Genomic DNA, 21,812 nt, shown 5'->3' with positions numbered 1-21,812 from the left:
CACCTGAAGATGTTTACATGGACAAGCTGATTAAACTGGAAGAAGCAGGTATGTTTGTCCTAGGTTTGTTCCTGTTTGCAACACTGGATTATTCCTGGTGGGTATTTCCTGTTCTACTGTTAGCACCCGACATATCAATGGCCGGATATCTTTTTGGAAATCGGACGGGGGCATTTGTTTATAATATCGTTCATCATAAAGGAATAGCCATCTTAATATATTGTATAGGTTTTTTATCGGTTATACCTGTTTTGATGCTTGCGGGCATTATCTTATTCTCTCATTCGTCAATGGACCGGATTCTGGGATACGGCCTTAAGTATGAAGATTCCTTTCAACATACGCACCTAGGTCAAATCGGTATAAACGTTAATAAATAACTCAGTCGTCATCTTTGGAAGATAAACAACACGAGTCCAATAACTTATTTGAGCAGCTGAAAAAGCTGGATACCGAGCAACGTAATCCCAATACGCGATCTATCGATCTGGCCGACCCTAAAGATATAGCCCGGTTGATAAATGAAGAAGATAAGCTGGTTGCTGAACAGGTTGGAAAAAGAAACGATCAAATTGCAAAAGCTATCAGTATCACTGCTGAAGCGTTGCAGGAGGGAGGACGCCTAATCTATGCGGGGGCCGGAACCAGCGGTAGGCTTGGTGTGCTGGATGCCGCAGAATGTCCGCCTACCTTCGGTACCGATCCTGATAAGATTATCGGACTAATTGCAGGGGGGAAAGAAGCAATGTTTGTAGCCCAGGAGGGAGCAGAAGATTTCGAGGAAAATGGCAGAAAAGCTATGGATGAGATTAGTCTCTCTAGCAAAGACATTGTATGTGGTCTTGCCGCCAGCGGTCGTACTCCTTACGTGCATGGAGCTCTAAGAGAGGCCAAAGAGCGCGGCAGTAAAACTTTTTTTGTGACTACGGTACCTGCTGAACAGATCACGATATCAGTAGATGTGCTTATTGATGTCCCGGTGGGACCGGAAGTCATCATGGGGAGTACACGTATGAAAAGCGCCACAGCTCAAAAGATGGTACTTAATATGATTACTACCGGTGCCATGATAAGGCAGGGTAAGATATATGAAAATGTCATGGTGGATCTAATGCTTACCAATGAAAAACTGAAAGAACGTGCCAAAAGAATTATCATGATGTTTGCAGATGTTTCTTATAATGAATCCGAAAAATTACTTGAGGAAGCCGGTGGACACGTAAAAACAGCGTTATTGATGGCTTTGGGAGAATTAAGCAAGCAAGAAGCGAAAGCGTTACTTGACCAACATGATGGTTTCATCAGAAAAGCATTTTTAAGCTTACAAGGTTAATATAGTCACTCTGCGTGCGAACCCTGTTCAGCATATTTATTTGGATTTATTGGACCATCTGTATCGTCACATTTTTTGTGATTATCAGCCTGCTCTACCTGTTCACATTCCCGTTTGACCGTTTTAATCAGATTCCCAACAAAACACTTAAAGGTCTGGCCCGGGCAATGCTATTTATTAATCCCGGGTGGAAATTTGCTATCAGCGGTGCTGATCCTGATAAAGTAAACAGACCTACCATAGTCATAGGCAATCACCAGAGTTTTCTTGATCTTCCCTTGCTCTACCTGCTTCCTTGGAATATGAAGTGGGTGGCAAAGAAAAGTCTGTTTAAAATTCCCTTATTGGGTTGGATCATTTTTATGACCGGTCAGATAGCTATTGAGCGTTACAGTCTAAAATCAGTAAAAAAACTGGATAAACTGGTGCAGCCAATTCAGAAGGGTATTCCGGGTATGATTTTTCCCGAAGGCACTCGGACTGAGAATGGAAACCTTAAATCGTTTAAAAACGGGGCATTTTTAATGGCAAAGCGGTATAATTTAAACCTATTGCCCATCGTTCATAACGGGGGCTTTGAGGCCATGCCGACCGGCTCCTGGAGGATAGCACCAATTCAAACATTTAATATAAGGGTACTGAACCCAATTGATCCCCGGGACTTTGAAACAGTTGAGGATCTCAAACAGAATGCTCATGTACTTATTGAAAAAGAACTTGAAGACCTCCGGCAGATAAAATCATAAGGCTGTTACACCAATTATCACATTTTGATACAAAAGTTAAAAAACATCATTAGTTCACAAGTATCCTATAAGAACAGGATACTTGGCAGCATTGTTGTAGCCCAGCTTATTGTGATTTCTGTTTTCACCTTTTGGCCTGTACCCGACCAAGTGAGGACTTACCAGGATATTGTATTTACCGATAGCGAAGCTATCATAGATGAAGTACAGATCACCACTCAGAAAAGCAGTCCGCCACCGCCTCCGAGACCTCAGGTGCCGGTACCCGTGCCCAATGACCAGGTCATTGAAGAGGAGATACTTACCCTTGAGGACATTGACATCTCCGAATATTCAGATTCCATGTCGGTGGTAGGTCTGGGTAAAGTAGGCGATTCCGACCGAATTGCCAGCAATCCGCAGCTTCCGCCCAGTATTATCCGTATTGTAGAGCCAACCCTGCCGGAAGAAGCCAAAGAAGCCGGTATTAAGGCAGAAATTCTGGTCAGCTTTCTGGTTGATAAAAAGGGACAGGTAGAAGAAGCCACTATTTCACAGATCAGACTTTATGATAAAGACTCTGATGATTACAGAGTGGTGGATCGTGTTGGATATGGACTAACCAACGCTACACTTGAAGCAGCACTGCAGTGGAGATTCCGTCCTGCCAAAGACCAGGGTGAAGTAGTCAAATCGTACACCAAACACTGGTTCAATTACGGCTTTTAAATTTTGATAGTGCAAGAAAATTCCTCTATCTTTGCGCTTCTAAATTGCATGGGGTAGTAGCGACGCCGTTATTGTTCATTGCACTACTGATCTTACCCCTGCATTTGCATTTATTTTATTTCCTGGAGAGGTGCCAGAGTGGTCGATCGGGCTCGCCTGGAAAGCGAGTGTGCCCTCACGGGTACCGAGGGTTCGAATCCCTCCCTCTCCGCTTCCCGAGACTTCGGGACCAAGGCTTCGTTGAGCATGCTCAGAAGAGTTTGCTTGACGAAGCCTTTTTCTTTTTGTGATAGTAGCATATGAAATTGCTTTTCTCATGCATTTCCTTAAGATTATCTCACAGAATATTTGTTGGCAGGTAACCGAAGTAAAATCATGAGCCTATTATGAGGAATAAATATATACCCCTTCTTTTTCTTCTTTCAATCCTAATCGCAGCTTGTTCGGAACCACATACGGTTTCTTCACCGGATTCAACTATAGAGGTCTCCGTTACATTGAACGAGGGGACACCCTACTACACGGTTACCCGAAATGGCGATCCTGTTTTCAATGAGTCAAAAATGGGCTTTGAACTGCAGGATGCCCCTGCAATTGGCAATAATATGTCATGGTTGGGAAGCAGCGTTGAGATGGTTGATGATATCTGGGTGCAGCCCTGGGGAGAAGAGCGAGAGATACGTAACCGGTACAATGAACTTCGGGTATCACTAGAGGAAGAGTCGGAGGCCGGAAGGCAGATGGATATCGTTTTCCGGGTCTATGACTATGGATTTGGCTTTCGCTACGAATGGCCCGAGCAAGAGAATTTACAGGATTTCGTGATTACGGATGAATGGAGTGAATTTGCTTTAGCGGAAGATGGAAGTTCCTGGTGGATACCTGCCTTTGGTCGTGATCGCTATGAGTATCTCTATGAAAACACCAATGTCAGTGAAATTGATACGGTTCACACACCTTTTACCGTAAAGACCAATAGCGGACTCTACCTCAGTTTTCACGAAGCAGCCCTGGTTGATTATGCTTCCATGACACTTGCAAGAACAGGCACCACAACGCTGGAAGCAGATCTGATGCCATGGTCGGACGGGACCAAAGTCAAAACTTCTGCACCCAGAACAACTCCATGGCGAACAGTGCAAATGGCAGAAGAGCCTGGTGATCTGTTGACAGACTATCTGATTCTAAACCTGAATGAACCCAATAAATTGGATGATGTCTCCTGGATTGATCCCGGTAAGTATGTCGGGATCTGGTGGGAAATGCATTTGGGTATTTCTACCTGGGGCTCCGGACCTAATCACGGGGCGACTACTCAAAATGCCAAGCGATATATAGATTTTGCTGCTGAACACGGTTTTGACGGGGTCCTTGTTGAAGGTTGGAACAGGGGATGGGACGGCAACTGGCTGGAAGGCGGGGAAGACTTTTCTTTTACCGAGCCATACCCCGATTTCGACATTGAGGAAGTTGCCGACTATGCTCGTGAAAAGGGTACTCGGCTAATCGGACACCATGAAACAGCCGGCACGATCTATAACTACGAAGCACAAATGGAAGATGCTTTTGATCTCTATGAGAGACTGGGTGTGCGGTCTATTAAAACCGGGTATGTGGATTTTGGTAGGGATATTGAGCGAATCACAGCAGAGGGTGATACGGTGGATGAATGGCATCACGGCCAGTTTATGGTCAATCACTACAGGCGCGTTGCAGAGACTGCTGCAGAACACAAGATTATGATCAATGCCCACGAACCGATCAAAGATACGGGACTTCGTCGGACCTATCCCAATTTTGTAACAAGGGAAGGTGCAAGAGGGCAGGAGTACAATTCACCGCAAGGTGGAGGAAATGGTCCGGAGCATACCACCATATTACCATTTACACGTATGCTATCAGGTCCGATGGACTTTACCCCCGGCACCTTTGATCTTTCGGATGAGAGTGAACCTGCCAATAAGGTGCAAACCACATTGGCAAAACAGCTGGCACTTTATGTGGTTATTTATAGTCCGCTACAAATGGCATCAGATCTTCCCCAAAATTATGAAGCACATCCAGAGGCATTTCAGTTTATCAAAGATGTATCAGCGGACTGGGATAGGACAGAGGTTTTACATGCTCAAATCGGAGATTTTATAACAGTGGCCAGAAAAGACCGGTATAGTGAAGAATGGTTCCTTGGATCCATCACCGATGAGGAGGCTAGAACACTGAATGCAGAACTTTCCTTTCTCGAGGGTGGAATAACCTATACGGCTGAAATCTATGCAGATGGCAGCGAAGCGGATTGGGATAGTAATCCAATGGATATTGCAATAAGCACCAAAGAGGTGTCTAGTGACAGTTCACTGAGTCTTGTACTGGCACCCGGAGGCGGTCAGGCGGTACGCTTTGTTCCCCAGGAATGAAATAGCCTTATATACAGAATGTAAGCTTAGGCATTGCGCAAACCATCGCAAAGGTACTGGTGCTACGTTTTTCCCAAAACACCTTGCAGGGCTGATTTGCCGATGGACCAGTACCATCCGAGTGTCAGCCCTACGATGATATGCCAGATACCCCACCAGGCTGCAACCAGTGCCATACCCCCAAGACCTTCAAAGAAGTTGAAGATCAGCAGCAAGCCGAGTCCCGAATTTTGAATACCTGTTTCGATTGCAATGGATTTACGGTCTTCAAAGGATAGATTAGCCATGCTGGCTACCCCGTATGCTCCCGCAAGGGCGAATGCGTTGTGAATAAAAACCAGCAAAAGTACCAAGTGCACATAGGTTATGAAGTTTTCATAATTCATGCCAAAAGCCACCAATACAAATCCTGCAAAGAATACCACACCAAAGCCTTTAATCCATGGTGAAATCCTGAGTGCCAGCTTTTCCCGGTAATGTCTCAGGGCCATTCCCATTAGTAAGGGAATACCGAGAATCAGGACGATGATTTTGAATACTTCAAAAAGATTCAGACTTACTTCCCGCAGTATCTCATTTGTCGGACCATACAGGCTGGCCCACAGAGTGAAGTTAAACGGAGTCATGACGATGGCCAGTAAAGTGGCAATTGCGGTAAGGCTTACAGATAGTGCAGCATTTCCTTTAGACAATACCGAAAAGAAATTGGAAATATTCCCGCCGGGACAAGCAGCTACCATGAACATTCCGAGTGCCATACTTGCATTAGGTTCGAGAAACCAGACAATAAGAAATGTAATTAGCGGCAGTAGAAGAAACTGTGAAAATAACCCTACTATCGTCGAACGCGGGTTCCGTACTACATTGCGAAAATCTTCAATAGTCAATTCAAGTGCGACGCCGAACATGATAACCGCAAGAGAGACGTTCATAATGAGCAATCCACCATCTCCCAGGTTTAGTCGCAAAGCATCTATAGATTCATTCATTCCGCACCGAAATAGAGGTTATAATACGTAGGATGTATAATTACTTATCCAGCCAATAGTAATGAGTTTGAGACATAGATTCCAAAAAATGATAAATCCCAGAATCTTTTGAGCCATTAATATTAGCACAGATTAATTGTGTGTGAATGAAGTTAAAGGTACCTTTATTATAAATGAAGAGTTATGCCAAGGAAACAGGGACGTTCACAGTTGGTGTAATGTAGTAAGATCAACGTTCTTGTATCTGAGGGGTTAGATATGAATACACGCCTAAATCATGGTAGATTTATCCATTTACTCGGATAAAGTTGAAATGCACCGATGGATGATTTGGTTGTATTTGGAAATTGAGCTTTATGCCTGAGATCAAAAATGCCATATTTGAACTGGTCGCCCTGCTTATCGTCATCCCGTTAAGTTATGTTCTAGCTTACTTTGTGAAGCGTTTCACTTCCGACACCTATGAAGATGAGGTATTGAAACTGTTCAGTTTTTATTGGAATGGTGAGCCAGAGGATGAAATATATGCCTGGATGAAGGTTCGCTATATATTGGAAAGTAGGGAAGATGCCCAGAAGAAAATTCAGTATGTAAATCGCAAGATAGAGCATCTTAACAAGCAGCCTCTTTACGGCAGCTGGGAGGTAAATAGCAGAGGGGAACTGCTATCGGATGAACACCTCAGTGAGTAGGGTAAAAGCAAGCAGCATATTACTTTGAACTCCTTTCTTATCGCACCCTGCCGTTCTTAGAAAGAATCATGTTAATTCTTTTCAAGCATACGATGAATGCTAATCTCATCGAAAAGGTCGGTTCCGTTTAGCAGGTGATCTACATAGTGTTCGGCCAAAAATTTTCCATAGAGTAGTCCTTTTGAGCCTAATCCTGCAAATAAATGCAGATTCTGTATTTCAGGATGCCGTCCCAACACCGGTTTGCGGTTAGGAGTAGAGAGGCGAACCCCGGACCACTGATCGATAATTTCTGAATGTTCCTCGAGCCCCGGCAGGATACGACGGAGCCGTTTTCTCAGGTAATCTTTGCCATAGGTGCTGGGAGCAGTGTCTTCAAAATCATGCTCATAAGTGCTTCCCTGAATGAAAGTATTATCCTCTGCTCCTCCCAAATTCGCGATATATCCTAAGCTGGAAAGGGAGTGATCAAAACCTAGTGGGTCAGAATTTGATTGAAAGGTGGCAACCTGACCTTTGATAGGATGGAAATCGATGTTTTTCCAATACTCTACAGAAAGCGTACCGTAGCCGGTGGCATACACCAGGTTTTCAGCATCAACATGATGTCCATTGTGACGTATTTCCCACCCAGTCGAGGAATTATTGGGTTTCGGCTCGAAACCGGTAATAATATGAACTCCCTTTTCTTGCAGGTAGGATCCGTAAGCCTGTAAGTAGCGACCCACATCAACCGTAATGCCTACAGGTAACCATAGCCCGCCTTCAATGCAGGTTATTCCGGGATGTTTTTCTTTAATCTCAACTTCGGGGAGCCAATGGCACCACCCCTCACTCCAGGTGGTCTCCCGGAAGCGTTCTCGCATTTTACCAGCCATTTTCTTTGTTAATGCCGGCCTAAGCACCCCGTTATTACGATAAAAGGGAGTCTTGGAGTAGTGAGAAACCATTTCAAGGTTCTCAGCGATTGCCTCGTAGCAAGCTTCGGCCTTCCAGCTCTTGGTAGCACGTCTGCCGGTTGCGGGATTTACCAGTCCACCGGGTGTTCCGGATGCCCCGGAACCGATATCATCTTTTTCAATGACACATACCTCCAAATCATGTTCCTGCAGGGAATCAGCCAGTGATAAACCAGCCAGTCCAGCTCCAAGAATACAATAGTCAAAGCTGCTGTTCATATGTGAATGAATTGTTAGTCGGAATTATTGAAAAAATAAAATCAGCGAGTTATGATTACGGTAATGCGATTTCGGTTTTGAAGATAGAGTACAACATCGCTAAAGGCATTTAATCTGTTGGAGATATCCCCCAACTCACCGGTAGACGGGATGAATATACCCTAACTAAAGCAGTGGAGATCCGGTTACCTTTAAGAACCGTTCAAAATGTGATCGGAGGTTGTTCTTTGAGCACCGGCCTGTTTCATTTCATCCCAGGCTGCGGCAACCGATCCATCCATATCAATACCTTTTACGGCATCTTCAATCACCGTAACTTGAAAACCTTCATTGAGCCCATCTATGACCGACCATTTTACGCAGAAGTCTGTAGCAAGTCCGCAAGCATAGATATGGTCAATCCCTCTTTCCCGGAGATAACCGGCGAGTCCGGTCGAGGTTTTATTATCATTTTCGTAGAAGGCAGAATAGGAATCAATATCTTTACGAAAACCCTTACGAATGATCAGTTGGGTAGGCTTGGTTTCCAAATCGGGGTGAAAATCTGATCCTTTTTCATTCTGCACGCAGTGATCGGGCCAGAGCACCTGCTCGCCGTAAGAGACTTCAATGGTTTCGTAGGGTTCTTTACCCTGATGAGAAGAAGCAAAAGAAGAATGTCCTTCCGGATGCCAGTCCTGCGTTTGAATTACCCGTTCAAAATGCCGGTTTAGTTGATTTATCACCGGAACTACTTGGTCGCCATTTGGGACTTCCAGGGCTCCGCCGGGACAAAAATCATTCTGAACGTCAATGATTATAAGTGCATCCATGATAATGAATCAGTTATTTTTCTTTAGTGATTGTGCCAGTTCATCGCGCAGATCCATCAGCTTTTTACTTATGCCGATCTTGTAAATGTGAGGATTGTCAAAACGTTTGTGTTCAGCGTTTAATTTCTCAAGTCGTTGTTTGGCATATTTTGCACTATCTCCGGGAGTTGGTACCCCATCTGTGAGTTCTCCGTTTCTCATTACTTCATAAAGAAGCATTTCAGATTCGAAATCCGTGACTTTAGTATGTTTCGCAGGGTAATAGGGATGATAAATTGTATCTACGGTGCCTTCTTCTTTAAGCATAATGCCGTCACCATAGAACCGACCCCGGTCATCGTAGTAGCGTATCAGCTTTTTGTTGCCCGGTAGGGTTATCTTTTCAACATTTTCGGAAATCTTGAGCTTGGGCTCATTATTGACCGAAGTGAGTTTGTAGACTCCATCAAGGGCAGGAGTTTCGTGTCCGGTAACCAATCGTGTCCCAACGCCAAACAGGTCTATAGGAGCTTCCTGGCCAAGGAGGCTTTTTATCAGGCGTTCATCCAACTGGTTGGATACGGCAATTTTAACATAATCCAGACCGGCGCGGTCAAGCTGATTTCTTGCCTTTCTGGAAAAATAAGCCAGGTCACCGCTGTCAAGCCGGATACCTTGTAATTTATGGCCTTTCTCTTCCAACTCTTTAGCAACTGTTATGGCGTTTGGAACCCCACTTGCAAGGGTGTCATAGGTGTCCACGAGCAGTATACAGTTGTCTGGATAATACTCAGCATATTTTCGAAAAGCGGTGATCTCATCATCAAAAGACTGAATCCAGGAATGAGCCATGGTCCCGCTGGCCGGGATGCCGTGAACAAATGAGGAGTAAACATTGGATGTAGCTTCAACCCCGCCAATTATGGCTGCCTTGCTGGCCTGAATGCCTCCAAAACCCTGAGCACGGCGCAGGCCAAAGTCAAGTACTTTCCGTTCTCCCGCAGCATATTTCAGACGGGCTGCCTTGGTTGCGATCAGGGATTCAAAGTTGAGGATGTTGAGCAGTAAGGTCTCCAATAGCTGGGTCTGAATGATATTCCCCCTGACCTGTACCACCGGTTCCAGGGGAAACACAATTTCCCCTTCTTTAACCGAATCAATACTAACTTCTAATTCAAAATCCTTAAGGTATTCCAGAAATTCAGGACGAAAGCCTTGCTCTTTCAGATATTCCAACTCATCGTCATGGAATCGGAAATTCTCAAGGATTTCGAGGAAATCTCCCAGGCCGGCAAATACTACATAACCGCCATCGAAGGGTAGGTCCCGGAAAAAGTAATTGAAGCAGGCCTGTTCATCTTTGCGACCGGAAAGGAAATAACCCTGGGCCATGGTCAGTTCATAAAAATCGGTGTAAAGAGCCGGTCGGTTTAGGGTGTTAAATATCGGCTTACTGGCTACTTCCATTTAATCGGTTTCTTTTGATTGTTTTAGGAAGCGGAATATAAAGGTTTTTGGATAGAAGGTATAGGAGGGAGGAGGTATAGGGTATAAGGTATAAGGTATAGTTTAATTCCTCTGTGCAACTCTGTGGTACCTCCGTGCAACTCTGTGAAACAGCCCTTCACTTTTTCGAACACAATCATATTATAGTGATAAGAAAGCCATTATCCCTTATACCTTATGCCCTATACCCAAAAACTAGCCTCTGAAATTTCTTCGTTCGATGATTTTTTTGATTTTTTTGTTACCGATCCAAACTTTCTGGTTGGTTTCGACATTTACGAGCTCCAGATTAACGGTATAAAAGACAGCTGCTTCTTTGCCGCTTACCGATTCTTCCACTATGGAGTTGATATTGCCAATGAGCATGAAATCAGCGCCCAGCTCCATGGCCATCTTTTTGGTGGTTTCGTAGGAAGCATATTGCTGTTGATCGGCGCGCTCATCGCGTATTTGTTCGCGCTCACGGCTGTCTGCTACCATCGTTACTTTGCCGGTGTTAACAAATACCCGTTCCATCTCTTTGGTGAAAACCTCGGTATCGATATGCTCCATGGTTTCATTGCGAACTCTCCCCACAATAAGTACAGGGGGTTTACCTTCAGAACGGTTGAACTGATCGAGCCAGGGCTTGGAAACAACGTCGGAGATCATCTCTTCGGCTACCAGTCGGGCATCCGTATCATTCCACCCTCCCGATAAATCGGTTTGTGTGCCGGGATCGACGCGGCTTATCTTTTGAGAAGGTGTACAGGCTACAGCCAAAAGAATTGTAAGTGAAAACAGCAGTAGATTTTTCATAATTCTGGTGTATTAAGTTTTAGTTTAATGTAAGGTTCCTGCATAACTTTTTTAATTCCAATAAAGGGTTTCTACAAGCTCTAGTGTTTCCCCGGACCTAAGCCGTATCTGTTTCTCTGAGGTATACAATATTCGGCCGCGTTCATCTAAATACTCCATCCTGACAGTATGTTCACCGAGATTCAGTTTAATCACATTGGCAAATGCCTTGCCCGGCATGGTCTGCCAGCTCCGCAAATCAGCCTTTTCAGTTATTTCCTGGCCGATTTTCCCGAATATATTTGCGAGCACACCCAGATCGTCATTTTTCTTTTCGATTGCACGGCTTATGGTGTTGGTACCTATAGCTTTAACCAGGGATCGTGCAAAAGCCCTCGAATAAATGATCGGTTCTTTTACTTTGTATACTTCTTTGGCCACGATATCCATCTCTTCCATCAGATAGACAGGTATGCGGAGGGTATCATTAATGACAGCTTCTACACTATTGACCTGTGAACGATACAAATGCAGGCTTGGCAGGGAGAACTTTAAGTAAATATCTTCCTGAGGCAGGTAGGTTCGAACGTCATTCTGCCTTTTTATAGGTGCTCTACCCGCAAACCCTGTAAGTAACAGATTAAAGGAGTCCGGATCTTTGATCCTCATCATAGCTTCTTTATCAGGTCTCTGAAACCGATAGATACCAGGTTGATCAGTGAAAGCTTCTAGCATCTTCTCGTATTCAATGCGGGCATCATCAGGTTTCCCGTTTTTAGCATACAAAAGTCCGGACAGATAATGTCCCAGCACACTATTTTGCACATTGGCTTCACCGGCTTTCCATTCTGTGCGACCAAGGGTATCAGATTGAGCCAGTGCTTTGGCTATTCCTTTGTATTTCATTTCCAGTTGTGAAAGCTTAAACGCAATGCGACGAGCTTCCACCAATGCAGCTTCTATATTATTCTGATGTATGAAATTAAGGCTTTTGAATACATTCAGGTAGATATCTTCATAATCTTCTCCATTGTATTCCAATGAGTTATCATTGGTTAACAAGAAAGATTGTAAGCCCCTGCTTATGCTTTTGGTGTATAATTGCTCTATCTGTTCTTCTGCTTCTGAAAGGTGGGAAGAGCTGCTGTCAAACTGGTTGTTAAAATGTTGCGCCATGCCCATCTCTAGGTTGAACAGTACATGGTCTTTGTCTTTATAGATGCCTTTATTTTCGTAGTTTTCGAGTAGCTGTACGGTCCTGTCGAAATCGCGGGCTGCGAACGTTGACCGTAGACTGTGCTGTGCTTCATCCAATTGATAGCTGGCACACCCGTTGACAGAGGTCAAGAATAGCAGTCCAATAAAAGAGTATGTAGCCGATTTTAAGCCCATAGAAGAATTCCAGGAAATTCAATTTGAAGCAGAATGAAATAATACACTATTTTTACCGATTCGATAACGTATGTGATAAACAAGTCTTATACTCTCATAACTGATTTTGACCGTTATACCGGGTTCTTTTCAAATATATACCAACAGGCGCCAATTTGTTGACTCATTTTTTTAGAATTTCGATCCTTTTTTGCATTGTTGCTATCGCATATTCATGCGCTACGCCTACAAGTCCCACCGGGGGCCCACCTGATAGGCAAGGCCCGGAAGTTGTAGCTACCGAGCCTGAATCAGGTGCCACCAATTTCACCAAGCGTAAAGTAACCTTCCATTTTTCTGAGTTCGTAAACAGAAGCTCCCTCAGCGGGGAAGTTACGGTTGAACCCGATATAGGTATACCTTACTCCATTGACTGGGGAAGGAAGTCCGTATCCATAGTATTTGAAAGCTCGCTGCCTGACCTTACCACTCTTATTGTAACTATCGGGACAGGTTTGTCTGATACCAATGGCAATAAGCTGGCTGCTCCGCAAAAATTGGCGTTTTCAACCGGACCTGAAATAGACCAGGGGGAGTTGAGAGGCAAAGTTCTGGATGCGCAAACAGGCGAAGGTAATGAAGGCCATAAAATTCTGCTATATCGAACTCCTCTTAATTTGGATCAAAAGGCCAATTATATAGCTGAGACTGACACCGGCGGCGTCTTTCAGTTTTCTTACCTAAGGCAGGGAACCTATAAGGCGTTCTGGGTTGATGACCGTAACAGGAACAAAGTATGGGATACGGAACGGGAGAGAGCGCAACCATTCAGTAGGGAATTAATTGAGTTGGAAAAGGCGGGGTCAGATACCCTGAGTACGCTCTATATTGCCAATTCGGATACCACAAAGGCTATACTTCAGGGAATAGGACTCTTTTCAAGCCGACGTTTAAGGATGCGTTTCAGTGAAAATGTTGAGATTCTTGATAGTACTAGCATCACTATAACCGATTCACTGGGTAATTCTTTTACCGAGGCATACCCCTTGTATCGCCAGCCTGAAGAGCCCTATGTGCTATTTGCTCAGGCCGGTGAAGCCCTCCTTGAGCAGGAGTCCTATAATGTGAGGGTAAAAGATATCAGCGATGCGGCGGGAAACCTTACTGATTCCACATCATTTGATATTACGGGATCAGCCCAGGAAGACACTACCGCCCAGCGAATTATTAGGCGGAAACGTACTACAGGAATCTATCCGGCAGAATCTATTGAAATTATTTATGCTAATCCTATAAGTGATAATGTGATACGCGATTCACTTAAAGTAGTTGAAGGAAACCAACTTATTGAAAGCTGGCCACAGGCCCGAAGCGTAAATAACAGCTTTTTAATTGATCCGGAGGATAGGTGGAAAGACGGGTTGGATTATGAATTTCGCATATGGGATCCAATTTCAAATGATCATATCAGTCTTAGTCCCGAAATCTGGCACTCATCAAAGCTGGGGCAGCTTGATATACGGCTGGCAGATACCACTCGTTCCAATACCTACAATCTCTTGATACGGTCAAAGGAACGCGGCATTATGACCGACACTACGTTTTCGAAGCAGATTATCATAAGAGAACTGCCACCATTACAATACCAGGTAACATTATTTGAAGACTTGAATAACAACGGGAAATGGGATCATGGTAGTGTACAGCCCTATAGAGCTCCAGAGCCTTACTTTATCAGGAATAATATTCCGGTTAAACAAGGTTTTACCTCCGATCTCACCGTCTCGCCGGATGTTTATCCCATAAGACCTCAAAATTAGCCCGTTTTGAAAACAGCGTTCAAGAAGATAACACCCTTCATCAGTATTGTTTTCTTTGTGCTGGCTATATGGTTTTTGGATCAGGAGTTAAGGCAGTATAACCTGGGTCAGATTATCGAACAGCTGTCCGAAATTCCCAACTCCTACATCGCTCTTTCCGTATTTTTCTCATTTCTAAGTTATGTTATACTCACCGGATACGACGGATTGGGTGTCAGATATATCGGTGAAGATCTATCCACGGGACGAATTGTTCGGGCAGGATTTATAGGATATGCTTTCAGCCATAATATCGGTATGGCACTTGTTACGGGCGGATCTATCAGGTATCGTATTTACTCTTCATGGGGCTTTTCAGGCATCAAGGTTACCCAGATTGTCGGGTTCAGTGCACTTACTTTATGGCTGGGTTTCTGTACGGTTGCAGGCCTATCCCTTGTTTTTGCAACCCCCGAACTGCCCGAAAATGTTGCAATACCTTTTGACTCCCTCAGAATTGTAGGATTATTGTTATTAGTGATGGTTGCAGGTTACCTGGTGGCCAGCACCTTGCTTAAGGAGGAGTTAACGATTAAAAACTGGAGTTTCTCGTTCCCGGATTTGAGTTTGGCCTTAAAACAGGTGGTTTTGGCATCCATTGACTGGATAATAGCCGCCATGGTACTCTATGTACTGCTTCCCGAAACGGAGATTAATTTCTACAGTTTTATAGGGGTGTTTCTGCTTGCCCAAATCATAGGACTTTTTAGCCAGGTTCCGGGCGGGCTGGGAGTCTTTGAATCAGTGATGCTGCTCTATTTGTCAAATTTTATGCAGGGACCGGCAATTCTGGGGACCTTACTGGTTTACCGCATTATCTATTACATACTGCCATTGCTGGTCGCTGTAGTGGTTCTTGCCTATCAAGAGTATCTGACCAATAAGCGTAAAGTCAGAGTCATCAGCCAGAAAGCAGTGAACTGGATTCCGCGTGTTGTACCCCACGTTTTAAGTGTTTCTGTATTTATCGGGGGATCGATTTTACTGTTTTCCGGATCCATGCCATCCGAAGTGCCTCGTATGGAGTGGTTGCAGGTAATTTTACCTCTTCCAGTTATTGAAATGTCACACTTCTTTGCAAGCCTGGTAGGTGTTGGACTGATGGTGCTAGCCCGAAGCCTGCAGCGACGTATAGAAGGGGCTTATCATTTTACCGTAGGTCTGCTCATTTTCGGAATTATTTTCACTTTGATGCGGGGAGCCGATTATGAAGAAGCCAGTATTTTAGCATTTATGTTGCTTGTACTTGTACCATGCAGGGGAGAATTTCATCGAAAGACCTCAGTGATGACCAAGGGGTTTTCTCCGGGGTGGGTCATGATGATATCGCTGGTATTTATCAGTGCTATCTGGTTGGGAATTTTTTCCTACCGAAATGTCGCCTATCAGGAAGATCTTTGGTGGCAATTTACGCTCTTGGGAGATGCACCTCGCTATCTCAGGGCCATGGTTGGAGTACTCTCTTTTACGCTTATCATCAGTTTAATGAAGTTGTTGAAACCCAAAAAGAAGCTGGTACGAGAGCCTAAAGAATATGAACTTGAAAAGGCCAAAGATATATTGAAACAGGAACCCAGGGCAAAACCCAATATTGTCCAGCTTGGCGATAAAGAATTGATGTTCAGTACTGACAACAATGGCTTTATTATGTACGCACCTGAAAGCAGAAGCATGGTTGCAATGGGAGATCCGGTAGGGCCGGAAAGCGAAGTTGAAGATCTGATTTGGAATTTCCAAGATTACTGTGAAGAGCAGGATCTTTGGCCGGTATTTTACCAGGTTCGCGAAGATTACCTGGAGTGGTATGTTGACCTGGGCCTGACCCTTATGAAAATCGGGGAGGAAGCCCGTGTAAGTCTGACTGATTTTGAGATTGAGGAAAACGGCAGACGCTATGGTGATTTGTATGACCATCATAAAAAATACCGGGGCAGCGACTACTCATTTCGAGTTATTCCACCAGAGGAAACGAGAGCTCATATGGCTAACTTCCATGCAATTTCCAACCGGTGGATTGAAGCCAAAGGAGCCGATGAGCTCGGCTTCTCCCAAGGGATATTTAATGAAGAGTACCTCAGCAATTTCCCGATAGCTGCCATTTTCAAAGACGGAGAAGCTGTTGCTTTTTCAAATATCTGGGAAGGCGCGAATTACTATGAGCTATCATTTGATCTGTTGCGCAATAATCCTGAGACTCCTGATGAAATTATTGATTACCTGCTTATTGAAATGATACTTTGGGGAAAAGCAGAAGGTTATGAATGGTTCAGTTTGGGAATGGCACCGCTTTCAGGCATGAAAGATCATCAGCACTCCAAACGATGGAGCAAAGTAGCTGACTGGGTTTATACCTATGGAGAGAACTTCTACAACTTCAGAGAGGTGCGGACTTATAGAGAGAAATTTAATCCGGAGTGGGAACCAAGGTATTTGGCGGTGCCGGGAGGTTGGGCACTGCCCGGGGTGCTAAAGGATATTACGAATCTTATATCAGGGGGCATCAAGGGATTCTTGTGATATTTTGCTGCAGATTTGCACGGATGGAATGACGGGGGTTGATTCGTTTAATTAGTCCTATTTTCTTTCCTTTGATTACCGCTAGGAGGGAGTGCATGATGCTTCGGAGATGAGCGCCGGAAGCAGAGAAGGGTCAAAGATTTGCACCGACCGGAAGAGTAGAGCTTTAAATTACTAGTTAGCTCCCTTCTCCCTTCTCCCTTCTCCCTTCTCCCTTCTCCCTATTGCCTTCTGCTTCTCCATTATAAACTTCTAAACTACCTTAGCGTAATTTAAGCTACTTTCCGATTTGCCTTTTCTATATTGGAATAAACATCATTTGCAGACCGCCTAAAATCGAGACGGTTTTACAATATAAAAGCCTTAAATAGGCAAAATATCATCAGGATGGTTTACGCACTGGACTTTATCTCATTTTTTAATCTCGTTATGGAATACGAGTCGGTTGACATGACTTCACTTGCTCTGCTATGGAGTGACTATTCGGATCTGGCAGCAATTATGACGATAGCGTTGATGTCGACAGTGAGTCTCGACCAGTTCTCTTTAATGCGAGGCAAATTACATCCAAATCAAAAGGTCGCTAAGAATGGCAGGGATTTGATTCATCAACCTCTTGTCCAGCTCCTGAAATACCAATTTTTCGGAGGTACCGGGAATGAGCGATTCTTTCTGATCGGTGCGGGAAAAATTAGTCCTGTTCGATTTTTTGTGTATAACATCTGTTCGTCGGTAATCTGGCTATCAGTAGTATTTTTGGCCGGAGTCATTCTAAGAATTGCTGTTATACAATTTACAGGAAGGTTCGGTCCGGTTGAGTTTGAAATCATAATGGCTATACTTGCCGTCTATATCATCGGTCTCATGGGAACTGGAATTCTAAAAAGATTACATCCGGGAAGGAACTAAAAACGTACATAGTGGCTCTTGAGCAACATCACAAAATATCATCTACCTGCTCAAGCAACTGAAATAGGAGGGATTATGACTTATTCAAACAGCAAGGCTATTATTTTTTATTCCATTGCCATATTAGTCTCTTTAGTGCTATCTGCACTAATTATGACGGAACTGAACTGGCCGGCATCCGCCAAAATACCGATATGTCTTACAATTTTGATTCAGCTTAATGCAGTGGCCAAATATGTATTGAACGTGCTAGAAGAGATCAATACGGATTCTATTCTGGATGCAATTGCCATGCTAAAAGCGGGTTTTTCGGAATCAGAATCAGGCAGTTGATCTTGGAGTTTATACTGTAATCTATCTGTTTTACAAGCTTTAACCATCTCATCATATCCTCAGCTACCTATAGCTTGGGTTTTGAGAGGGTCTCTCTTCAATAAAGTGCGGTTTTTTTCTTACCTTTATTATCTAATTGGCTTTTCACCAAAACCGAATAAATCCAAGCTATGTCTGACGATACAGAATCTACGGTAAAGACCCCACAAAGCGACCGGGATACAGACGCAAGTGCCTCAAAAAGCCCTTCGCAGGAGGCGTATGAAAGTACCCACAAAATACGTTTTGTTACAGCCGCAAGCCTTTTTGACGGACATGACGCCAGTATTAATATCATGAGGCGCATTCTACAAAGCAGTGGTGCAGAGGTAATTCACCTTGGACACAATCGCTCGGTTCAGGAGATTGTTGATTGTGCGGTACAGGAAGATGCGCAGGGTATAGCCATAAGTTCTTACCAGGGTGGACATATGGAGTATTTCAAGTATATGGTTGACTTGTTGGAAGAGAAAGGAGCTTCACATATCAACGTATTTGGCGGAGGCGGAGGTGTTATTGTAGATGATGAGATTGAAGAGCTGCACGATTACGGGGTAACCCGTATTTTTTCTGTGGAAGACGGCAGTAAGATGGGGCTTCAGGGCATGATCAATTATATGCTGGAGCATTGTGACTTTGATACCGCCGAAATTGAGGAGGTAGATGCAAAAAAGATTCTTGGGCGAGATACAAAGACACTTGCTCGCTGCATTTCTGCTCTGGAGAATGACCATGACGAAATTGTACGATATGAGGATGAAAAGCTCTATGATGGAAATGGTAATCTGATTACTTCCGCTAAAAACGGTCATCCCATTCCACTGATAGGCATTACGGGTACCGGAGGTGCCGGGAAAAGCTCACTTACAGATGAGCTGATACGTCGATTTCTAACAGAATTCAGCAATATAAACATTGCCGTAATATCCATTGATCCATCCAAAGTACGCACCGGGGGTGCACTGCTGGGAGACCGTATCCGTATGAACAGCCTGGATCCGGAAAGAGTCTATATGAGAAGCCTTGCAACCCGTGCCAGCAACAGGGCTACCAGTCTTTCGGTAAAAGGAGCAATAGCGATCTGTAAAACAGCCGGTTTCGATCTGGTTATTGTTGAAACCAGCGGGATTGGCCAGAGTGATACCGAGATTGTTAATATATCTGACATCCCGTTGTATGTGATGACCTGCGAATATGGTGCAGCAACCCAGCTGGAGAAGATCAATATGCTGGATCTGGCTGATATGGTAGTACTGAACAAATTTGAAAAGAAAGGTTCACTGGATGCACTTCGGGATGTTCGCAAACAGATTAAGCGAAATCGCGGAGAGTGGGACCGCAAGCCGGAACAGATGCCGGTCTTCCCGACCATTGCTGCTCAATTTAATGACGAAGGGGTAAATCGCCTGTTTAAGGCTATGGTTGACCGGATTAACGACTATTACAGCCTAAACTGGGAAACTGAAATATATAACAATCCAGAACCTGCTGAAGATATTCAATCCCAAGCCATTATTCCCGGTAAGCGCCAGCGCTATCTTTCTGAGATATCCGAATCCATACGTGACTATCATGAGTGGGCTGAAGAACAGTCGGAGTATGCTTCCAAACTGGAACAGGTTGAAGGAACTCTTGAACAAATTGATCGCTGGGACCCGGAAGGAAAGGCATCCTTCGATAAGAAACTCAAAAAGATGCGGGAGCACTGGCTCAGCAAGTTGGATTCACGATGTAAAAAAATTCTGGAAGGATGGGAGAAGCTATACGAAGAGTATCGTCAGGATCATGTAGAAGTACAGGTACGAGACAAAACCTTTAAGAATGAAATGTTTCGTGAATCCCTTAGCGGGTTGAAAATTCCCCGGGTTGCGCTACCGAAAACCAAGCACAAAGGAGAGCAACTCAAATTTGCCCTTAAGGAGAATTTGCCCGGATACTACCCGTTTACCGCAGGTGTATTTCCGTTCAAAAGGGAGGGAGAAGATCCCACCCGCATGTTTGCCGGAGAGGGGACACCGGAGCGTACCAACAAACGTTTTCACTATGTGAGTGAAGGCATGCCGGCGGCACGCCTTTCAACTGCTTTTGACTCTGTTACCCTATATGGCGAAGATCCGGATCACCGTCCCGATATTTACGGAAAGGTGGGAAACTCGGGCGTCAGCATCTGTACGCTGGATGATATGAAGAAACTTTATTCGGGTTTTGAACTGACCTCACCGAAAACCTCGGTATCCATGACTATCAACGGTCCGGCGCCGATGATTTTGGCTATGTTCATGAACACTGCCATTGACCAGGAAGTGGAGCGGTATCTGAAGGAAAATGGCAAATGGGATGCGGCGAAGAAGAAAATTAAGAAACACTTCAAGCAGAAAAATGTCCCCCAACCGGAATATAACGGAGAGCTTCCTGCTACGAATGATGGCTTTGGCCTGGGGTTGCTGGGTATCACCGGCGACCAACTGGTGGATGAGAAAACCTATAACAAGATCAAGGAAAAGGCATTAAATGTTGTTCGCGGTACTGTACAGGCGGATATTCTGAAGGAGGACCAGGCACAAAATACCTGTATATTCTCTACTGAGTTTGCCCTGAAAATGATGGGAGACATACAGCAGTATTTCACCGATCATAATGTGCGTAACTACTACTCGGTTTCCATTTCCGGTTACCATATTGCCGAGGCAGGAGCAAATCCCATTACGCAGGCCGCATTCACACTCGCAAATGGATTTACATACGTAGAATATTACCTGTCAAGGGGTATGGATGTGGATGAGTTTGCCCATAATCTGTCCTTCTTTTTCAGCAACGGGTTGGATCCGGAATATGCCGTCATCGGCCGAGTAGCCCGCCGGATTTGGGCTGTGGCAATGAACGAAAAATACGGTGCAAATGAGCGCTCACAAAAGCTTAAGTACCACATTCAAACCAGCGGTCGTTCACTGCATGCCCAGGAAATCCAGTTTAATGATATCAGAACTACACTGCAGGCGTTGCTGGCTATATATGACAACTGTAATTCCCTGCACACCAATGCCTATGATGAAGCCATAACCACGCCAACAGAAGAGTCCGTTCGACGTGCACTTGCCATTCAGCTTATCATAAATAAAGAAATGGGAACTGCAAAGAATGAAAATATCAACCAGGGTTCCTACTTCATTGAAGAGATGACGGATCTGGTTGAGGAAGCCATACTATCTGAATTCGACCGACTGACCGAACGCGGTGGCGTTCTGGGAGCAATGGAGAATATGTATCAGCGTGGCAAGATTCAGGATGAGAGTCTTTATTACGAATCGCAAAAGCACAGCGGAGAGCTGCCGATTATCGGGGTTAATACCTTTAAAAATGATGAGGCAGAAAGTAGTGAAGAGGATCATAAGATTGATCTGATACGTTCAACAAAAGAAGAAAAGGAACAGCAGATAGACAACCTCAATGCCTTCTGGAAACGCAACGAGGAGGAAGCCGGTAAAGCTATCGCTCGTCTTAAAAAAGTTGCCAGAAACGATGGTAATATCTTTGAAGAGTTGATGGAGACAGTTAAAGTGGCTTCCCTGGGACAGATATCCAATGCACTCTATGAAGTTGGCGGGCAATATCGACGCAACATGTAAGTTGTGCCACAGATCTATAAGGAT

Annotated in this window: 17 protein-coding genes and 1 tRNA gene; 12 read left to right on the top strand and 6 right to left on the bottom strand. The window is 44.4% G+C overall.

Annotated features, from left to right (window positions below; genetic code table 11):
- Positions 1-17: 17 nt before the first annotated feature.
- The 6 genes from G3570_RS08410 to G3570_RS08385 all read left to right on the top strand — a co-directional run bounded on the left by G3570_RS08410 (position 18) and on the right by G3570_RS08385 (position 5,201).
- Complete coding sequence (locus G3570_RS08410) at positions 18-380, top strand: DUF4260 domain-containing protein (protein WP_165141165.1); 363 nt, start codon at positions 18-20, stop codon at positions 378-380.
- Positions 381-394: 14 nt separating this feature from the next.
- A complete protein-coding gene (gene murQ / locus G3570_RS08405; protein ID WP_165141163.1) occupies positions 395-1,333 on the top strand; it encodes an N-acetylmuramic acid 6-phosphate etherase in 939 nt (312 codons plus the stop codon).
- A gap of 77 nt (positions 1,334-1,410) precedes the next feature.
- Positions 1,411-2,079: a lysophospholipid acyltransferase family protein gene (locus G3570_RS08400; RefSeq protein WP_346267243.1), complete on the top strand. Its 669-nt coding sequence runs from the start codon at positions 1,411-1,413 to the stop codon at positions 2,077-2,079.
- A gap of 24 nt (positions 2,080-2,103) precedes the next feature.
- Positions 2,104-2,787, top strand: a complete 684-nt coding sequence (locus G3570_RS08395; RefSeq protein WP_165141159.1) for an energy transducer TonB — start codon at positions 2,104-2,106, stop codon at positions 2,785-2,787.
- 124 nt (positions 2,788-2,911) lie between these two features.
- Positions 2,912-2,998: transfer RNA gene (locus tag G3570_RS08390), tRNA-Ser, on the top strand.
- A gap of 175 nt (positions 2,999-3,173) precedes the next feature.
- Positions 3,174-5,201 (top strand): glycoside hydrolase family 97 protein, encoded by a 2,028-nt coding sequence (locus tag G3570_RS08385; RefSeq protein ID WP_165141157.1) that lies wholly within the window; start codon positions 3,174-3,176, stop codon positions 5,199-5,201.
- A 62-nt stretch (positions 5,202-5,263) separates the two neighbouring features.
- Here G3570_RS08385 and G3570_RS08380 read toward each other — a convergent pair whose 3' ends face one another.
- The gene (locus tag G3570_RS08380; RefSeq protein ID WP_165141155.1) at positions 5,264-6,190 is read right to left on the bottom strand and encodes a bile acid:sodium symporter family protein; all 927 of its coding nucleotides are present in this window, start codon (positions 6,188-6,190) and stop codon (positions 5,264-5,266) included.
- A gap of 356 nt (positions 6,191-6,546) precedes the next feature.
- Between G3570_RS08380 and G3570_RS08375 the strand changes: the two genes are divergently transcribed.
- The gene (locus G3570_RS08375) at positions 6,547-6,882 is read left to right on the top strand and encodes a hypothetical protein (RefSeq protein ID WP_165141153.1); all 336 of its coding nucleotides are present in this window, start codon (positions 6,547-6,549) and stop codon (positions 6,880-6,882) included.
- Positions 6,883-6,953: 71 nt separating this feature from the next.
- On the opposite strand, the gene G3570_RS08370 is transcribed toward G3570_RS08375, so the two are convergent.
- The 5 genes from G3570_RS08370 to G3570_RS08350 all read right to left on the bottom strand — a co-directional run bounded on the left by G3570_RS08370 (position 6,954) and on the right by G3570_RS08350 (position 12,526).
- Complete coding sequence (locus G3570_RS08370; RefSeq protein WP_165141151.1) at positions 6,954-8,060, bottom strand: NAD(P)/FAD-dependent oxidoreductase; 1,107 nt, start codon at positions 8,058-8,060, stop codon at positions 6,954-6,956.
- A 191-nt stretch (positions 8,061-8,251) separates the two neighbouring features.
- A complete protein-coding gene (gene pncA / locus G3570_RS08365; RefSeq protein ID WP_165141149.1) occupies positions 8,252-8,872 on the bottom strand; it encodes a bifunctional nicotinamidase/pyrazinamidase in 621 nt (206 codons plus the stop codon).
- 9 nt (positions 8,873-8,881) lie between these two features.
- Positions 8,882-10,318, bottom strand: coding sequence for a nicotinate phosphoribosyltransferase (locus G3570_RS08360; RefSeq protein WP_165141147.1), 1,437 nt, complete (start codon positions 10,316-10,318; stop codon positions 8,882-8,884).
- A 234-nt stretch (positions 10,319-10,552) separates the two neighbouring features.
- Positions 10,553-11,155 carry a penicillin-binding protein activator LpoB gene (locus G3570_RS08355; RefSeq protein WP_165141145.1) on the bottom strand — a complete coding sequence of 201 codons (603 nt, stop codon included), beginning with the start codon at positions 11,153-11,155 and terminating at the stop codon, positions 10,553-10,555.
- 51 nt (positions 11,156-11,206) lie between these two features.
- The gene (locus G3570_RS08350; RefSeq protein WP_165141143.1) at positions 11,207-12,526 is read right to left on the bottom strand and encodes a COG3014 family protein; all 1,320 of its coding nucleotides are present in this window, start codon (positions 12,524-12,526) and stop codon (positions 11,207-11,209) included.
- 158 nt (positions 12,527-12,684) lie between these two features.
- Between G3570_RS08350 and G3570_RS08345 the strand changes: the two genes are divergently transcribed.
- From G3570_RS08345 to G3570_RS08325, 5 genes are all read left to right on the top strand, one after another.
- Positions 12,685-14,325: an Ig-like domain-containing domain gene (locus G3570_RS08345; protein WP_165141141.1), complete on the top strand. Its 1,641-nt coding sequence runs from the start codon at positions 12,685-12,687 to the stop codon at positions 14,323-14,325.
- 6 nt (positions 14,326-14,331) lie between these two features.
- Positions 14,332-16,881, top strand: coding sequence for a bifunctional lysylphosphatidylglycerol flippase/synthetase MprF (mprF, locus tag G3570_RS08340; protein ID WP_165141139.1), 2,550 nt, complete (start codon positions 14,332-14,334; stop codon positions 16,879-16,881).
- 387 nt (positions 16,882-17,268) lie between these two features.
- Positions 17,269-17,790, top strand: coding sequence for an SNARE-associated domain-containing protein (locus G3570_RS08335; protein WP_249066820.1), 522 nt, complete (start codon positions 17,269-17,271; stop codon positions 17,788-17,790).
- 75 nt (positions 17,791-17,865) lie between these two features.
- Positions 17,866-18,123: a hypothetical protein gene (locus G3570_RS08330; RefSeq protein ID WP_165141135.1), complete on the top strand. Its 258-nt coding sequence runs from the start codon at positions 17,866-17,868 to the stop codon at positions 18,121-18,123.
- A gap of 170 nt (positions 18,124-18,293) precedes the next feature.
- Positions 18,294-21,788, top strand: coding sequence for a methylmalonyl-CoA mutase family protein (locus tag G3570_RS08325; RefSeq protein WP_165141133.1), 3,495 nt, complete (start codon positions 18,294-18,296; stop codon positions 21,786-21,788).
- Positions 21,789-21,812: the final 24 nt, after the last annotated feature.

Origin of the sequence: Halalkalibaculum roseum (assembly GCF_011059145.1) — a bacterium.
Lineage (GTDB): Bacteria > Bacteroidota > Rhodothermia > Balneolales > Balneolaceae > Halalkalibaculum > Halalkalibaculum roseum.
Note: the sequence above shows the minus strand (reverse complement) of the source record. Positions and strands in the feature narration are given on the sequence as shown.

What these genes read in the sequence shown, in the direction of transcription:
- G3570_RS08410 (WP_165141165.1), top strand. Translation starts at nt 18, where the DNA reads ATGGACAAGCTGATTAAACTGGAAGAAGCAGGTATGTTTGTCCTAGGT.
- G3570_RS08385 (WP_165141157.1), top strand. Translation starts at nt 3,174, where the DNA reads ATGAGGAATAAATATATACCCCTTCTTTTTCTTCTTTCAATCCTAATC.
- G3570_RS08380 (WP_165141155.1), bottom strand. Translation starts at nt 6,190, where the DNA reads ATGAATGAATCTATAGATGCTTTGCGACTAAACCTGGGAGATGGTGGA.
- G3570_RS08375 (WP_165141153.1), top strand. Translation starts at nt 6,547, where the DNA reads ATGCCTGAGATCAAAAATGCCATATTTGAACTGGTCGCCCTGCTTATC.
- G3570_RS08370 (WP_165141151.1), bottom strand. Translation starts at nt 8,060, where the DNA reads ATGAACAGCAGCTTTGACTATTGTATTCTTGGAGCTGGACTGGCTGGT.
- pncA (WP_165141149.1), bottom strand. Translation starts at nt 8,872, where the DNA reads ATGGATGCACTTATAATCATTGACGTTCAGAATGATTTTTGTCCCGGC.
- G3570_RS08360 (WP_165141147.1), bottom strand. Translation starts at nt 10,318, where the DNA reads ATGGAAGTAGCCAGTAAGCCGATATTTAACACCCTAAACCGACCGGCT.
- G3570_RS08355 (WP_165141145.1), bottom strand. Translation starts at nt 11,155, where the DNA reads ATGAAAAATCTACTGCTGTTTTCACTTACAATTCTTTTGGCTGTAGCC.
- G3570_RS08350 (WP_165141143.1), bottom strand. Translation starts at nt 12,526, where the DNA reads ATGGGCTTAAAATCGGCTACATACTCTTTTATTGGACTGCTATTCTTG.
- G3570_RS08335 (WP_249066820.1), top strand. Translation starts at nt 17,269, where the DNA reads ATGGTTTACGCACTGGACTTTATCTCATTTTTTAATCTCGTTATGGAA.
- G3570_RS08330 (WP_165141135.1), top strand. Translation starts at nt 17,866, where the DNA reads ATGACTTATTCAAACAGCAAGGCTATTATTTTTTATTCCATTGCCATA.
- G3570_RS08325 (WP_165141133.1), top strand. Translation starts at nt 18,294, where the DNA reads ATGTCTGACGATACAGAATCTACGGTAAAGACCCCACAAAGCGACCGG.